Source organism: Microbacterium sp. NPDC064584 (genome assembly GCF_040687315.1).
Lineage (GTDB): Bacteria > Actinomycetota > Actinomycetes > Actinomycetales > Microbacteriaceae > Microbacterium > Microbacterium lacus.
The window spans coordinates 70,540-83,020 of the sequence record NZ_JBFBMZ010000003.1 but is presented as its reverse complement, the minus strand read 5'-3'; the positions used below and the strand labels follow the sequence as shown (position 1 = coordinate 83,020).

Annotated in this window: 12 protein-coding genes; 7 read left to right on the top strand and 5 right to left on the bottom strand. The window is 69.1% G+C overall.

The window, feature by feature from the left end; genetic code table 11:
* The first annotated feature begins 6 nt into the window (after positions 1-6).
* From AB0P18_RS06555 to AB0P18_RS06540, 4 genes are read left to right on the top strand one after another with little or no spacing between them, the layout of a single operon-like run.
* The gene (locus AB0P18_RS06555) at positions 7-1,680 is read left to right on the top strand and encodes a DUF885 domain-containing protein (protein ID WP_363359427.1); all 1,674 of its coding nucleotides are present in this window, start codon (positions 7-9) and stop codon (positions 1,678-1,680) included.
* Between the two features lie 36 nt (positions 1,681-1,716).
* Positions 1,717-2,748: an LLM class flavin-dependent oxidoreductase gene (locus AB0P18_RS06550; RefSeq protein ID WP_363359426.1), complete on the top strand. Its 1,032-nt coding sequence runs from the start codon at positions 1,717-1,719 to the stop codon at positions 2,746-2,748.
* Positions 2,745-4,106 carry an MFS transporter gene (locus tag AB0P18_RS06545; protein WP_363359425.1) on the top strand — a complete coding sequence of 454 codons (1,362 nt, stop codon included), beginning with the start codon at positions 2,745-2,747 and terminating at the stop codon, positions 4,104-4,106. The genes AB0P18_RS06550 and AB0P18_RS06545 overlap by 4 nt, the downstream gene beginning before the upstream one ends.
* Positions 4,107-4,121: 15 nt before the next feature.
* On the top strand, positions 4,122-4,883 hold the full coding sequence (locus AB0P18_RS06540; RefSeq protein WP_344053493.1) for an SGNH/GDSL hydrolase family protein: 762 nt from the start codon (positions 4,122-4,124) through the stop codon (positions 4,881-4,883).
* A 29-nt stretch (positions 4,884-4,912) separates the two neighbouring features.
* Here AB0P18_RS06540 and AB0P18_RS06535 read toward each other — a convergent pair whose 3' ends face one another.
* A complete protein-coding gene (locus AB0P18_RS06535) occupies positions 4,913-6,412 on the bottom strand; it encodes a CitMHS family transporter (RefSeq protein WP_344053492.1) in 1,500 nt (499 codons plus the stop codon).
* 170 nt (positions 6,413-6,582) lie between these two features.
* Here AB0P18_RS06535 and AB0P18_RS06530 point away from each other — a divergent pair, with 170 nt between their 5' ends.
* Positions 6,583-8,226 (top strand): sensor histidine kinase, encoded by a 1,644-nt coding sequence (locus AB0P18_RS06530; protein ID WP_363359424.1) that lies wholly within the window; start codon positions 6,583-6,585, stop codon positions 8,224-8,226.
* Positions 8,223-8,873 (top strand): response regulator, encoded by a 651-nt coding sequence (locus AB0P18_RS06525; RefSeq protein ID WP_344053488.1) that lies wholly within the window; start codon positions 8,223-8,225, stop codon positions 8,871-8,873. The genes AB0P18_RS06530 and AB0P18_RS06525 overlap by 4 nt, the downstream gene beginning before the upstream one ends.
* Here AB0P18_RS06525 and AB0P18_RS06520 read toward each other — a convergent pair.
* Entirely contained in the window at positions 8,866-9,429 is a 564-nt protein-coding gene (locus AB0P18_RS06520; protein ID WP_363359423.1) for a dihydrofolate reductase family protein, read from the bottom strand. The genes AB0P18_RS06525 and AB0P18_RS06520 overlap by 8 nt on opposite strands.
* 115 nt (positions 9,430-9,544) lie before the next feature.
* Between AB0P18_RS06520 and AB0P18_RS06515 the strand changes: the two genes are divergently transcribed.
* Positions 9,545-9,808 carry a DUF6458 family protein gene (locus AB0P18_RS06515; protein ID WP_344053484.1) on the top strand — a complete coding sequence of 88 codons (264 nt, stop codon included), beginning with the start codon at positions 9,545-9,547 and terminating at the stop codon, positions 9,806-9,808.
* Positions 9,809-9,838: 30 nt separating this feature from the next.
* Here the strand turns inward: AB0P18_RS06515 and AB0P18_RS06510 are convergent, their stop codons facing one another.
* The 3 genes from AB0P18_RS06510 to AB0P18_RS06500 form a co-directional block, all read right to left on the bottom strand.
* Positions 9,839-10,147, bottom strand: a complete 309-nt coding sequence (locus AB0P18_RS06510; RefSeq protein ID WP_344053482.1) for a helix-turn-helix domain-containing protein — start codon at positions 10,145-10,147, stop codon at positions 9,839-9,841.
* Complete coding sequence (locus AB0P18_RS06505; protein WP_344053480.1) at positions 10,144-10,548, bottom strand: VOC family protein; 405 nt, start codon at positions 10,546-10,548, stop codon at positions 10,144-10,146. Before AB0P18_RS06505 ends, AB0P18_RS06510 begins: the two co-directional genes overlap by 4 nt.
* A gap of 154 nt (positions 10,549-10,702) precedes the next feature.
* On the bottom strand, positions 10,703-12,400 hold the full coding sequence (locus tag AB0P18_RS06500) for a SulP family inorganic anion transporter (RefSeq protein WP_363359422.1): 1,698 nt from the start codon (positions 12,398-12,400) through the stop codon (positions 10,703-10,705).
* Positions 12,401-12,481: the final 81 nt, after the last annotated feature.

Here is a 12,481-nt window from a genome sequence, read left to right as displayed (position 1 = left end):
CGATGCATGACAGATTCCACACGTACGCCCACGCCGATCGACACGATCGCTGACGCGTGGGTCGACACGCTCGCTGAGCAGCTTCCGACGCTTGCGACGTACATCGGCCGCTTCGAGTACAACGACCGCTACGGCGACTACTCGCCGGAGGGCACCGAGCGGCTGATCGAGGCCGGGCGGCGCACCCTCGCCGACCTCGAGGCCGCGACGCCGGTCGATGCGATCGACGAGGTCACGAAAGAGGACCTCAGCCGCGAGATCCGGCTCGAGATCGATCTGCACGACGCGAAGTGGCACCTGCGCGACCTCAACGTGATCGCGTCGCCGTCGCAGGACATCCGGTCCGTGCTGGACCTCATGCCCACCGACACCGCGGAGGACTGGGCCGTCATCTCGACCCGCCTCGGCGCGATCCCCACCGCCCTGGAAGGCTACGTGCAGACTCTCCGGCAGGGGATCGCCGAGGGTGTCGTCCCCGCGCGTCGGCAGGTGCGCGAAGTCGTGACCCAGATCGCGCGCTACACGAGCGATCAGGGCTTCTTCGCGACGTTCGCCGGTGACGCCGCCCCCGCGGACGGCCAGCTGCCGGCATCCCTCGCCCGCGAACTCGCCGACAACGCCAACGCCGCCCGCGTCGCGTACGACGAGCTCGCCGCGTTCCTGGGCACCGAACTCGCACCGGCCGCCGGTGAGCAGGACGCGGTCGGCCGCGAGCTCTACGCGCTGCAGTCCCGGCGCTTCCTCGGGGCGAGCATCGACCTTGACGAGACGTACGACTGGGGCGTGGAGGAGCTCGCGCGCATGGTCGCCGAGCAGGAGTCGATCGCGGACCAGATCAAGGCCGGCGCGAGCGTGGAGGAGGCGATCGCGTTCCTCGAGGAGGACGCGTCGCACAAGCTGCACGGCACCGACGCCCTGCAGCGGTGGATGCAGGAGACGAGCGACCGGGCGATCGCCGAGCTCGGCCGCACGCACTTCGACATCCCCGAACCGATCCGCCGGCTCGAGTGCATGATCGCGCCCACGAAGGAAGGTGGCATCTACTACACCGGCCCGACGGACGACTTCTCGCGTCCGGGCCGTATGTGGTGGTCCGTTCCCGAGGGCGTCGAGGACTTCGACACGTGGCGCGAGCTCACCACGGTCTATCACGAAGGCGTGCCCGGGCATCACCTGCAGATCGCGCAGGCGGTCTACAACCGCGCCGAGCTGAACTCGTGGCGGCGCCTCCTGGCCGGCACGTCCGGCCACGCGGAAGGGTGGGCGCTGTACGCCGAGCGCCTCATGGAGCAGCTCGGCTACCTCGAAGAGCCCGCCGACCGCCTCGGGATGCTCGACGGTCAGCGCATGCGCGCCGCGCGCGTCGTTCTGGACATCGGCGTGCACCTCCAGAAGCCCCGGCTCGACGGCGAGGGGACGTGGGACGCCGACTACGCGCTGGCATTCATGCGCCGGAACGTGAACATGTCCGACGAGTTCGTGCAGTTCGAGGTGAACCGCTACCTCGGCTGGCCGGGACAGGCGCCGTCGTACAAAGTCGGACAGCGCATCTGGGAGCAGATCCGCGACGACGCGAAAGCGGCGGAGGGCGACGCGTTCGACATCAAGCGCTTCCACAAGCGTGCGCTGGACCTGGGCGGCGTCGGTTTGGACACGCTGCGCTCCGCACTCACCGCGTGACGGAATAGGTCGGGGCCGAGCGGAGTTTGCATTCACATGAATGAGATCCAGCTCGGCCTCGACACTTTCGGCGACGTCACGAAGGATGCCGCCGGTGCGCGTCTCTCGGACGCGCAGACGATCCGCAACGTCGTGGACCAGGCGGTGCTGGCCGATGAGGTCGGACTGGCCTTCTTCGGCGTGGGGGAGCACCACCGCCCCGAGTTCGCGATCTCGAGCCCGGAGATCGTGCTGGCGGCCGCGGCCGCGCGGACGCGCGACATCCACCTCGGGACCGCCGTCACCGTGCTGTCGTCGGATGATCCGGTTCGCGTCTACGAGCGCTTCGCCACCCTGGACGCGGTCTCCAACGGTCGCGCCGAGGTGATCCTCGGACGCGGCTCGTTCATCGAGTCCTTCCCTCTGTTCGGCTACGACCTGCGCGACTACGAGACCCTCTTCGAAGAGAAGCTCGACCTGTTCTCGCAGCTCATGACCGAGAAGCCGGTGACGTGGCAGGGCACGAAGCGCGCCGCGCTGGATGCCGCCGACGTGTACCCGAAGACCGAGAACGGGCTGACCGCCTGGGTCGGGGTGGGCGGGTCGCCGGAGTCCGTCGTCAGGGCGGCCCGGTACGGCTACGGCCTCATGCTTGCGATCATCGGCGGACCGGCGCACCGGTTCCGCCCGTTCGTGGACCTCTACCACCGTTCGCTCGACTCGTTCGGGATCGGTGCGCGGCCCGTCGGCATCCACTCGCCCGGTCACATCGCCGAGACGGACCAGCAGGCATGGGACGAGGCCTACGAGGGCTTCGAGGCGATGAACAACACGATCGGACGCGAGCGCGGCTGGCCGCCGTACAGCCGCGCCCGCTTCCAGCACGACGTCGGACCCGAGGGTGCGCTCTACGTCGGCTCGCCGGAGACCGTCGCACGCAAGATCGCCACGACGGTGAAGACGCTCGGGAGCACGCGCTTCGACATGAAGTTCTCCACGGGGACGCTGTCGCACGACAAGCTCATGCGCTCGATCGAGCTGTACGGCGCGCAGGTGCAGCCGCTGGTGCGTGACATCCTGTCTTCATGACGGATGCTGCGCCGCAGGCGCTCGACGCGTCTGCGGTGTCGGAGCGCCTGGACCGGCTGCCGTTCACGCGGCGCCACCTCAAAGTCCTGACCGGCTCCGGGCTCGGCTGGGCGCTCGATGCGATGGATGTCGGCCTGATCTCCTTCATCATCGCCGCTCTCGCGGTGCAGTGGCAGCTCGAGCCCGGTCAGACGGCATGGATCGCCTCGATCGGGTTCATCGGCATGGCGATCGGCGCCACGCTCGGCGGGCTCCTGGCGGACCGCTTCGGGAGGCGCCAGATCTTCGCGGTGACGCTGCTGATCTACGGCGCCGCAACGGGAGCCAGCGCGCTCGTCGGCGGACTCGCGGTGCTCCTCGTGCTTCGATTCCTCGTCGGCCTGGGTCTCGGGGCCGAGCTTCCGGTCGCCTCCACGTACGTCAGCGAGTTCGCGCCTGCACGGATCCGCGGTCGCCTCATCGTGATCCTCGAGGCCTTCTGGGCGGTCGGCTGGACCGCCGCCGCCCTCATCGGCTTCTTCGTCATCCCGACGTCGGCGGACGGCTGGCGCTGGGCCTTCGCCCTGGGCGCGATCCCCGCCGCCTACGCGCTGATCGTGCGGTGGGGACTGCCCGAGTCGGCGCGATGGCTCGCGCGGCGCGGTCGGCACGCCGAGGCCGACGCCGTCGTGCGCGCATTCGAGCAGTCCGCGGGGGTGACACCGGCGCCGAGCACGGCCACGCCGACCGCCGATACCGCCGCCGCAGCGCCGTCGGCGCGCGAGCGACTCGCGGGCCTGTGGACGCGAGAATTCCGCCGCCGGACAGCCGCGCTCTGGCTCGTCTGGTTCTGCGTCAACTTCTCCTACTACGGCGCGTTCATCTGGATCCCGTCGATCCTGGTCGCGCAGGGCTACGACCTGGTCCGCTCGTTCGGCTTCACACTCGTGATCACGCTCGCTCAGCTGCCCGGCTACGTCGTCGCGGCCTGGCTGATCGAGGTGTGGGGGAGGCGCCTGACCCTGTCGGTCTTCCTCGCCGGCTCCGCACTGTCGGCGATCGCGTTCGGCACGGCATCCGCGGAGGGAGTCGTGATCGCCGCGGGGATGGCCCTGTCGTTCTTCAACCTCGGTGCGTGGGGCGCGCTGTACGCGGTGACGCCGGAGATGTACCCCACGTCGCTTCGGGCGACGGGTTCAGGCTGGGCCGCGGGCGTCGGCCGTCTCGCCTCGATCATCGCCCCGCTGCTCGTGCCGGTGATGCTCGTGGCCGGTGGGGCGCCTCTGCTCTTCGTCGTCTTCGCGGTCTTCTTCGCGGTCGCGGCGGCCGCGGCGTGGGGTCTCGCCGACCGGCGCGGGCGGGCTCTGGATGATCGGTGACCGTAGGCTGAGGAAGTGAACACCGTCAGATACGTCGCGATCGGCGATTCCTTCACCGAGGGCGTCGGCGATGACCTTCCGGACGGCCGGGTACGGGGCTGGGCGGACCTCGTCGCCCAGGGCTGGGCCGATGCGTCGGGACAGACGATCGAGTACGCGAACCTCGCGATCCGCGGCAAGCTCGCATGGCCCATCGTCGATGAGCAGCTCGAACCCGCCCTCGCGCTGAAGCCCACGCATCTGTCGTTCAACGGCGGCGGCAATGACATGATCCGACCGCGCACCTCGATCTCCCGGGTGATCGACGCGTTCACGCGAGTGATCGAGCGGTGCGACGAAGAGGGCGTGCAGCTCATTCTGCTCTCCGGCGCGAACCCGTCCGCGCAGCTGCCCCTCAGCAGACTCATCCAGCGTCGCGGAGACATCCTCTCCCTCGCGGTCGGCGCGCGCATCGAGGACAGGCCGGACATCATCCGGGCCTTCAACTGGCCCGATCGCGAGCTGTCCGCACCCGCCTACTGGGCGGAGGATCGCCTGCACATGAACTCCCGAGGGCATCACCGCGTCGCCGCGCGCGTGCTCACCGCCCTCGGGATGGAGCCGCCCGCTGCCTGGTGGTCGCTGCCGCCGCTGCCCGCCTCCGCCCGCATGCGCGCGTCCGAGTACTACCGCGAGCACCTCGGCCCGTGGGTGCAGCGCCGGCTGAGCGGCACCTCCTCCGGCGACGGACGCGAGCCCAAACATCCGGAATGGGCCCCGATCGCACCCGCGACCTGAGCCCACCCGGCGTTCACACTCTCACGCGATCACAGGAACGGGATCACCCCGACGAGGATGCCGACCGCGAGCATGACGAGCGAGACGACGGTCGCGCGCCACAGCACCTTCTTGTGGTGATCGCCGAGGTTCACGCCCGCGAGTGACACGAGCAGCAGAATCGCGGGGACGAGCGGGCTCTGCAGGTGCACCGGCTGGCCGATGATCGACGCACGCGCCATCTCGACCGGCGCGATGCCGTAGGTCGCGGCGCTCTCGGCGAGCACCGGAAGGATGCCGAAGTAGAACGCATCGTTGGACATGAAGAACGTCATCGGGATCGACAGCACACCGGTGATCACCGCCAGGAACTGACCCATCGACGGCGGAACGATGTCCACGACCCACTCGGCCATCGCGGTGACCATGCCCGTACCATTCAGGACCCCCACCAGGACGCCGGCGGCGAGCACCATCGAGACCACGCCGACGATGCTCGGCGCGTGGGCGACGATCTCGTCCGCCTGCGAGCGCAGCTTCGGGAAGTTGACGATCAGGGCGATCGCGGAGCCGACCATGAAGACGTACGGGAGCGGCATCAGGTCGAGCACCAGGAGGACCATGACGGCGAGCGTGAGGGCCAGATTCACCCAGATCAGCTTCGGCCGCAGGGTCGCGCGGTTGGGGTCGAGCATCGTGTCGGCCATCATCGTGTCGACGTCCTCGGCTTCCAGCACCGCCTGCTCCGCAACGGCGGCGCCCACCGGCGTGCGTCCGCCGCGGCGGAGGGTCGGGATGCCGGTGGTGGAGAGCGTCGCGGGAGCACCGGGCTTGACCTCGGCCCCGCTCACGACGTTCGGGGCGAACAGACGCCGACGCCATCCACCCGTCGTGGGCGCGGCCGGCGCGGACGCGGCTGCGGGGGAGTAGGCGAGCGACCCGAGGCGCTTGCGCTCGGCGAGCCCGAGGAACCACGCGAAGGTGAGCGCGACGACGAGTCCTGCCGCAAGCGAGGGGAGCATCGGCACGAAGATGTCGGTCGCCGACACCCCGAGGGCGGCCGAGGCGCGAACGGTCGGTCCGCCCCACGGCACGATGTTCAGCGTGCCGTTCATGAGCCCGGCGACGCACGTGAGGACCACCGGGCTCATGCCGAGCCGAAGGTAGATCGGGAGCATCGCGGACGTCGTGATGATGAACGTCGTGGATCCGTCGCCGTCCAGCGACACCGCCCCGGCGAGGATCGCCGTGCCGAGCACGACCTTCGCCGGATCTTCCCCGAGGAAGCGGGTGATCAGGCGGATGAGCGGATCGAACAGGCCCACGTCGATCATGATCCCGAAGAACATGATCGCGAACATCAACAAAGCCGCGGTCGGCGCGAGGTCCTTGATCGCGTCGATCACCATGTCGCCGAGACCGAGGCCGGCGCCGGCGAAGAGTCCGAAGATCGTGGGGACGACGATGAGGGCGACCATGGGCGTGAGCCGCTTGGTCATGATGAGGACCATGAATGTGAGGATCATGGCGAATCCGAGCAGGACGAGCACGTCGACTCCTTCGTCTGGGCGGTGCGGGGGCTGAGCTGCCTTCGCGCTGCGCCCGAACGTAGCCGTGCGCCGCGCGCGGCATCCGGTATCTCGCTTTCTGTCGCGTATTGCGCTTATCGTGAGTTCTGCGCATTTCGCTCACTCTGCGGGCGCACAGGACGGAGGCGGGAATGCGATTCGCGACGCACCTGCTCCTCTGGCAGCTCGCGTGCGTGATCGCCGTCGTGGGCGTGTGCACCGCCGTGTTCACGTGGCTCGGCGTGCAGCAGCTGCGCGCCGAAGCGGAGTCGTCGGCGCTGGGGATCGCGCGAACCGTCGCGACCGACGGCGACGTGCGACGGGCCGTCGAGCAGATCTCGGCGCAGAGCGCCGCACCGACCGCCGCCGCGCTGCGCGGGGGACCACTGGCCGAACTGGCCGGCGAGGTGGAGGACACCACAGGGGCCTTGTTCGTCGTGATCACGGATGACCGCGGGATCCGTCTGGCCCACCCGGACCCGCAGCGCCTCGGCGAGGTGGTCAGCACGAGCTTCGCCGAGGCGCTCGCCGGGCGCGAGACGGTCTCGTGGGAGGCGGGAACGCTGGGGGAGTCCGCTCGAGCCAAAGTGCCGGTTTTCGCCCCGGGGACGCGCGTCCCCGTCGGCGAGGTGAGCGTCGGCTTCGCGCGGGCGAGCGTCTTCGACGACCTCCCACCCCTCCTGATCGGCGTCGGGGTGGCTGCCGCCGCAGCGCTGCTGATCGGAGCGCTGGTCTCTGCACTCATCCGTCGGCGACTCGAGGCCCTCACGCTCGGAGTCCAGCCTGAAGAGCTCGCCGCGCTGGTGCAGAACCAGGCGGCGGTGCTGGACGGCGTGGGCGAGGGTGTCCTCGCATACACCCCGGACCGCATCGTGACGGTCGCCAACGCCTCCGCCGCCCGCCTGCTCGGCATCCCGGAGCCGGTCGGCCTGCACATCGACGACCTGCCGCTGCCCGCCGAGCTGCGGGCCGCGATCTCAGGTGTCGACTCCGCGAAGGTCCGCGGACAGGAACCGCTGATCGTCGGCGATCGCGTGGTTTTCGTGGACACTCGGCCGGTCACCCGGTCGGATCGCGATCTCGGCCGCGTCGCGGTGATCCGCGACCGCACCGACATCGTGCGTCTGAGCGATCGGCTCGACACCGTGAGCACGATGACCGGCGCGCTGCGCGCGCAGCGGCACGAGTTCTCGAACCGCCTGCACGTCGCCGCGGGCCTGATCGACGCACAGCGCATCGCCGAGGCGCGTGACTACCTGAGCGATGGGTCGACGACGCGGGATGCTGCAGACACCTCGATCCCGATCGACGAACCGTTCCTGCGCTCACTGATCGAGGCGAAGAGCATCGAGGCCGACGAGCGCGGAGTGCGGCTGACGATGTCGGAAGCCTCACTTGTCCTCGGCGAGGTCGCCGCCGCGGAAGACATCGCCTCCGTGCTGGGCAACCTGGTGGACAACGCGGTCCGGGCGGCCGTGGCATCCCCGGAGCCGCGATGGGTCGAGGTCGAACTGCTCGACGACGCCGACACGCTCGTGATCACCGTCGCCGATTCGGGTGGAGGCATCGCCGATCCGTCGCGCCTGTTCGAGCGGAATGCCGAGCGAACCGATCTCGCCCCGGACGCCGTGCACGGCCGGGGGATCGGTCTGCCGCTCGTGCACGAGATCGCCGATCGCCTCGGCGGTGACGTCCGACTCGTGGATGCCGGCGGAACCGGCAGCGGTGCCGTCTTCAGCGCCCGGCTCCCACGAACGATGAAGGTATGCACGACGAGCGACGTGGAGGACGAATGACACCGGATCTGCGTGTACTGATCGTCGACGATGACTTCCGGGTGGGTGGTCTGCACCGCGATGCCGTCGCCGACCAGGCGGGATTCGAAGCGCTCGAGCCGGTGCGCGGCGTGCGCGAGGCGCGTGCGGCGGTGCGGGACCGGCATCCGGATCTCGTCCTGTGCGACGTCTACCTGCCTGACGGAGACGGCATCGCCTTCGTCTCGGAGATCGACGTCGACGCGCTCGTGATCAGCGCCGCCTCCGACGCGGACACCGTGCGCCGGGCCCTACGCGCGGGAGCGCTCGGCTACCTGCGGAAGCCGTTCGACCCTCGCCTCCTACGCGATCGCCTGGATGGATACCGCCGCTATCGCAATCTGCTGACCGCCGGCGACGTGGACCAGGAGACGATCGAGCGCGCCCAGCGCGCTCTGCACGGGCGGGATGCAGTGCCGGCGACCGCGTCACAGACGGCGACAGAACGCGTGATCCTGGAACACCTGCGCGACGGAGAGGCATCGGCGACCGCGATCGCCGAGCGGATCGGCGTCTCCCGCGCCACCGCCCAGCGGCACCTCGCGAACCTCGCGGCGCGGGGTGCGGTGGAGGTGGGCCTGCGCTACGGTGCGACCGGCAGGCCCGAACATCGATACCGGCTCAGCTGACCTCGCGGGCCACGGAATACGTGAGTTCGGCGAACTGTCCCGCCTGCCTCGCCGACGTCAGGCGGAGACGGTCCGGCCCGATGCGCCGGGGGAGGAGCGGACGCCCGGACGGGAGCGTAGCGGGCGCGATCGACACGCGGACCTCGTCGAGCAGTCCCGCGTCGTCGAACTGGCCGACGAGGTCGCCGCCGCCGACGAGCCAGACGTCGCGGCCACCGGCGCTCTCTGCGATCTCTGCCCATAGGGTCGGGACATCGCCCCGCCGGAACCGGATGTCGGCGTCCGGGACGCGGGGGAGCTCGCGTGAGCTGAGGACGAAGGCAGGGAGCTCAGGGTAGGGCCAGCGCTCGGGGTGCACGGCAAGGTCTTCGTGATCGAGCAGCCACTCGTATGTGGTCGAGCCCATCACCAGAGCGCCGATCCCGGCGAGGAAGGCTGAGAAGGCTGCTTCGGCTTCGGCGGCGCCATCGACCGCGAACAGCCAGTCGAGGGAGTCGTCCTCATCGGCCAGGAAGCCATTGAGGGTGGTGGCGGTGTGGAAGATGACGCGCGGCATCCGCTCACGTTAGCGCCGGGTGCGGACACCGCGTGTCAAGCCCTTGCCGGGCGGAAGCGACATCCGCCAGCGTGGGATCGTCCGCATACTTGGGTCCGGACGGAAAGGGAGTGCCATGAGCATCGGAGCCGGAATCGTTCTGTTCGTCATCGGAGCCATCCTCGCGTTCGCGGTGAACGTGCAGGTGGACTGGGTGAACCTGCAGCTGATCGGGTACATCCTGATGGGTGCGGGTGCGCTCGTCTTCCTCCTGGGATTGGTCCTGCTGGCGCGGCGTCGGCAGACCGACACCGTGTCGCGCACGTCGATCGATCCCGCTGCGGGGGAGCAGGTCACGCGGCGGAGCACGTCCACGACGAATGACGACCCCGTCGTCTGAACCGTCGAGGACGACCAGCGCCCGGGGCCCTCACGGCTCCGGGCGCTCGTTCGTGCCCGCTCCGTTCGCCGCACCCCACCGCCCGAGGGCGTCGATCGCCGGGCGCAGGCCCTGCCCCCGCTCGGTCAGGGCGTAGGCGCGCGTGTTGTGACGGAGGGGGAGCCGACGGAGTACGCCCGCGGACTCCAGCTCACGCAGGCGCGTGGCGAGCATGTTCGTCGGCACCCCGAGATCCCGCTGGAGGTCGCCGTATCGCTGGGGGCCGTCCATCAGCCGCGCGACGATCAGCAGGGCCCACCGGGATCCGACGATCTCGAGTGCGGCGGAGAGATCGCTCACACGTCCGATTCGGCGTCCGGCTTCATCCAGAACGGGGAGTAGTGATACCCGTCCGGGTCGTCGAACTGCCGCTGATACATGAACGGGTAGTCATCGGTGTCGCCGATCCTGCCGCCCGCAGCCCCGGCGCGCGCCACGAGATCATCGACCGCCTCGCGGCTCCCGAGGTCGAACGACACCGTCACCTTGGACGGTGTGTCCGGCCCACCCACCAGGTCCTCGACACCACCGACGGCGGCGTACATCTCACGACTGCCGAGCATGACGTACTGATCGGGGGCGATCGCGAAGCAGGAGACGTTGTGGTCGGACATGTCGGCGTTCAGCGTCCAGCCGAGCGCGGTGTAGAACGTGGTCGCGCGGTCGACGCTCTCGACCGGGCAGGTGATGAAGAGGCTCATGGGTCACACACTTGCAAAATGCAAGTGTCATGTCAAGAGGCGCGCTCACGCTTCGCGGGAGAGCGCTCGTCAAAACGAGTTGACATAATGTGCATTATCGGCAATAACCTGCAAACTCCAGGATGTACGCGCGGAGACCGGATGCCGACGACGTTCAGGATGCCGGCGCCGCGGCATCCGCCCTGAACGCCGCCACGGCGTCTTCGACGGTGGCGTAGATGTGCGCGTTGTCGAACTTCTTGAGCGTGTCGAGCTTCGCGAGGACTTCGAGCAGCCGTGGATCGGCCTGGGCGATCGCGAACACCCGGCCTTCGGCGTGCAGCGAGGCGATGAGTCCTTCGAGGTTCAGACTCGCCGAGTAGTCGATGTCGCCGATCGACGAGCAGTCCAGGATGAGCCAGCGCACACGCGACGGCGCCGCGGCGATGAGCTGCTGGATGCGGTCCACGAACAGACTGGCGTTCGCATAGAAGAGTCGCGAGTCGAACCGGAAGACCACGAGGCCCGGAAGGCTCTCCGTTCCCGGCTCCGCGGCCGTGTAGGTCGGCTCGCCGTCCTTCGAGACACCGACGAGGAAGTCCCGGGGCGTGTAGGCGCGACGAACCAGCTCCAGGACAGAGAGGACGATCGCAAGGATGATGCCCTCTTCCACGCCCCACGCGAACACGACGATCGCGGTGAGCAGCGCGATGACGAACTCGCTCACCCGTGCGGCACGGATCCGACGCAGGCCCCGGAAGTCCACGAGCCCGAGCCCGATCATGAAGACGATGGCAGCCAACACCGCGACCGGCATGTTCGTGAGGTACCGCGTCAGGAACAGGACCACGACGATCACGACGGCGACCATCGTGATGTTCGCCATCTGACTGCGTCCGCGCTGCTCGTCGAGGATCTCCGTCTTCGTCGGGCTGCCGTTCACGACGAAAGTGCCGGTGAGTCCCGCCGCGACGTTCGCCCCGGCGAGCCCGAGGATGTCGCGGTTGATGTCGACCCGCTCACTGTGCTTCATCGCGAAGCTCCGCGAGGTCGCCGCGCTCTGGGCGATGATCAGGAAGAAGCACGACAGCGCGACACCCATCACGGCGGGGATGTCGGAGAGATCGAGCCCCTGCGGCAGCCCGAACGGCGGAAGTCCCCCCTGGACCGGCCCGATGACCGCGACGCCCTGGCTGGACGCGTCCAGCACGTTGGAGAGCACGATCGACAGGATGACCGCGATCACGGCGCCCGGGATCTTCCGGTTGATGAGCTTGCAGCCGACGATGATCACGAGCGTCCCGCCCGCGAACGCCATCGTCCAGCCGTTCGCATCGCCCAGATGGGTGAGCGTGCTCCACTGCTGCTCGAACCAGTTCCCCGTGCCTTTCGGGATGCCGAGCATGTCCGGCAGCTGACCGGTCAGCACCGAGATCCCGACGCCGGTGAGGAAGCCGATGAGCACCGACGCACTGAGGAAGTCGCCGAGGAACCCGAGCCGGAGCAGCCGGGCGAGGACGAGGAGCGCGCCGCACACGAGGGCGACGAGGCTCGTCCACGCGACCCATTCGGTCGAATTCGGCGACAGCCCCGAGATGCCGAGCCCGGCCAGGCCCGCGGCGAGGATCGCCGCCGTGGCCGAGTCGGCACCGACGACGAGCAATCGTGAAGACCCGAGCAGCGCGAAGACGAGCGTCGGAAGGATGATCGTGTAGAGGCCGGTGATCACCGGCGTCTGTGCGATCGACGTGTAGCCCATCACCTCCGGGATCGCCACGGCGGCGAGCGTCACGCCCGCCAGGACATCCACCCCGAGCCAGGACGGCTTGTACTGCCGCATCCACGCCGGCACGATTGCAGTCAGAACGGACATCCGCTCCCCTCTCCCCCGTGCTCGGATCGTATGAGGCCGCCGGATGCGGCCGCATCATTCGGGCAGGGTGAGAGCCCATAG

What these genes read in the sequence shown, in the direction of transcription:
- AB0P18_RS06555 (WP_363359427.1), top strand. Translation starts at nt 7, where the DNA reads ATGACAGATTCCACACGTACGCCCACGCCGATCGACACGATCGCTGAC.
- AB0P18_RS06550 (WP_363359426.1), top strand. Translation starts at nt 1,717, where the DNA reads ATGAATGAGATCCAGCTCGGCCTCGACACTTTCGGCGACGTCACGAAG.
- AB0P18_RS06545 (WP_363359425.1), top strand. Translation starts at nt 2,745, where the DNA reads ATGACGGATGCTGCGCCGCAGGCGCTCGACGCGTCTGCGGTGTCGGAG.
- AB0P18_RS06530 (WP_363359424.1), top strand. Translation starts at nt 6,583, where the DNA reads ATGCGATTCGCGACGCACCTGCTCCTCTGGCAGCTCGCGTGCGTGATC.
- AB0P18_RS06525 (WP_344053488.1), top strand. Translation starts at nt 8,223, where the DNA reads ATGACACCGGATCTGCGTGTACTGATCGTCGACGATGACTTCCGGGTG.
- AB0P18_RS06520 (WP_363359423.1), bottom strand. Translation starts at nt 9,429, where the DNA reads ATGCCGCGCGTCATCTTCCACACCGCCACCACCCTCAATGGCTTCCTG.
- AB0P18_RS06515 (WP_344053484.1), top strand. Translation starts at nt 9,545, where the DNA reads ATGAGCATCGGAGCCGGAATCGTTCTGTTCGTCATCGGAGCCATCCTC.
- AB0P18_RS06505 (WP_344053480.1), bottom strand. Translation starts at nt 10,548, where the DNA reads ATGAGCCTCTTCATCACCTGCCCGGTCGAGAGCGTCGACCGCGCGACC.
- AB0P18_RS06500 (WP_363359422.1), bottom strand. Translation starts at nt 12,400, where the DNA reads ATGTCCGTTCTGACTGCAATCGTGCCGGCGTGGATGCGGCAGTACAAG.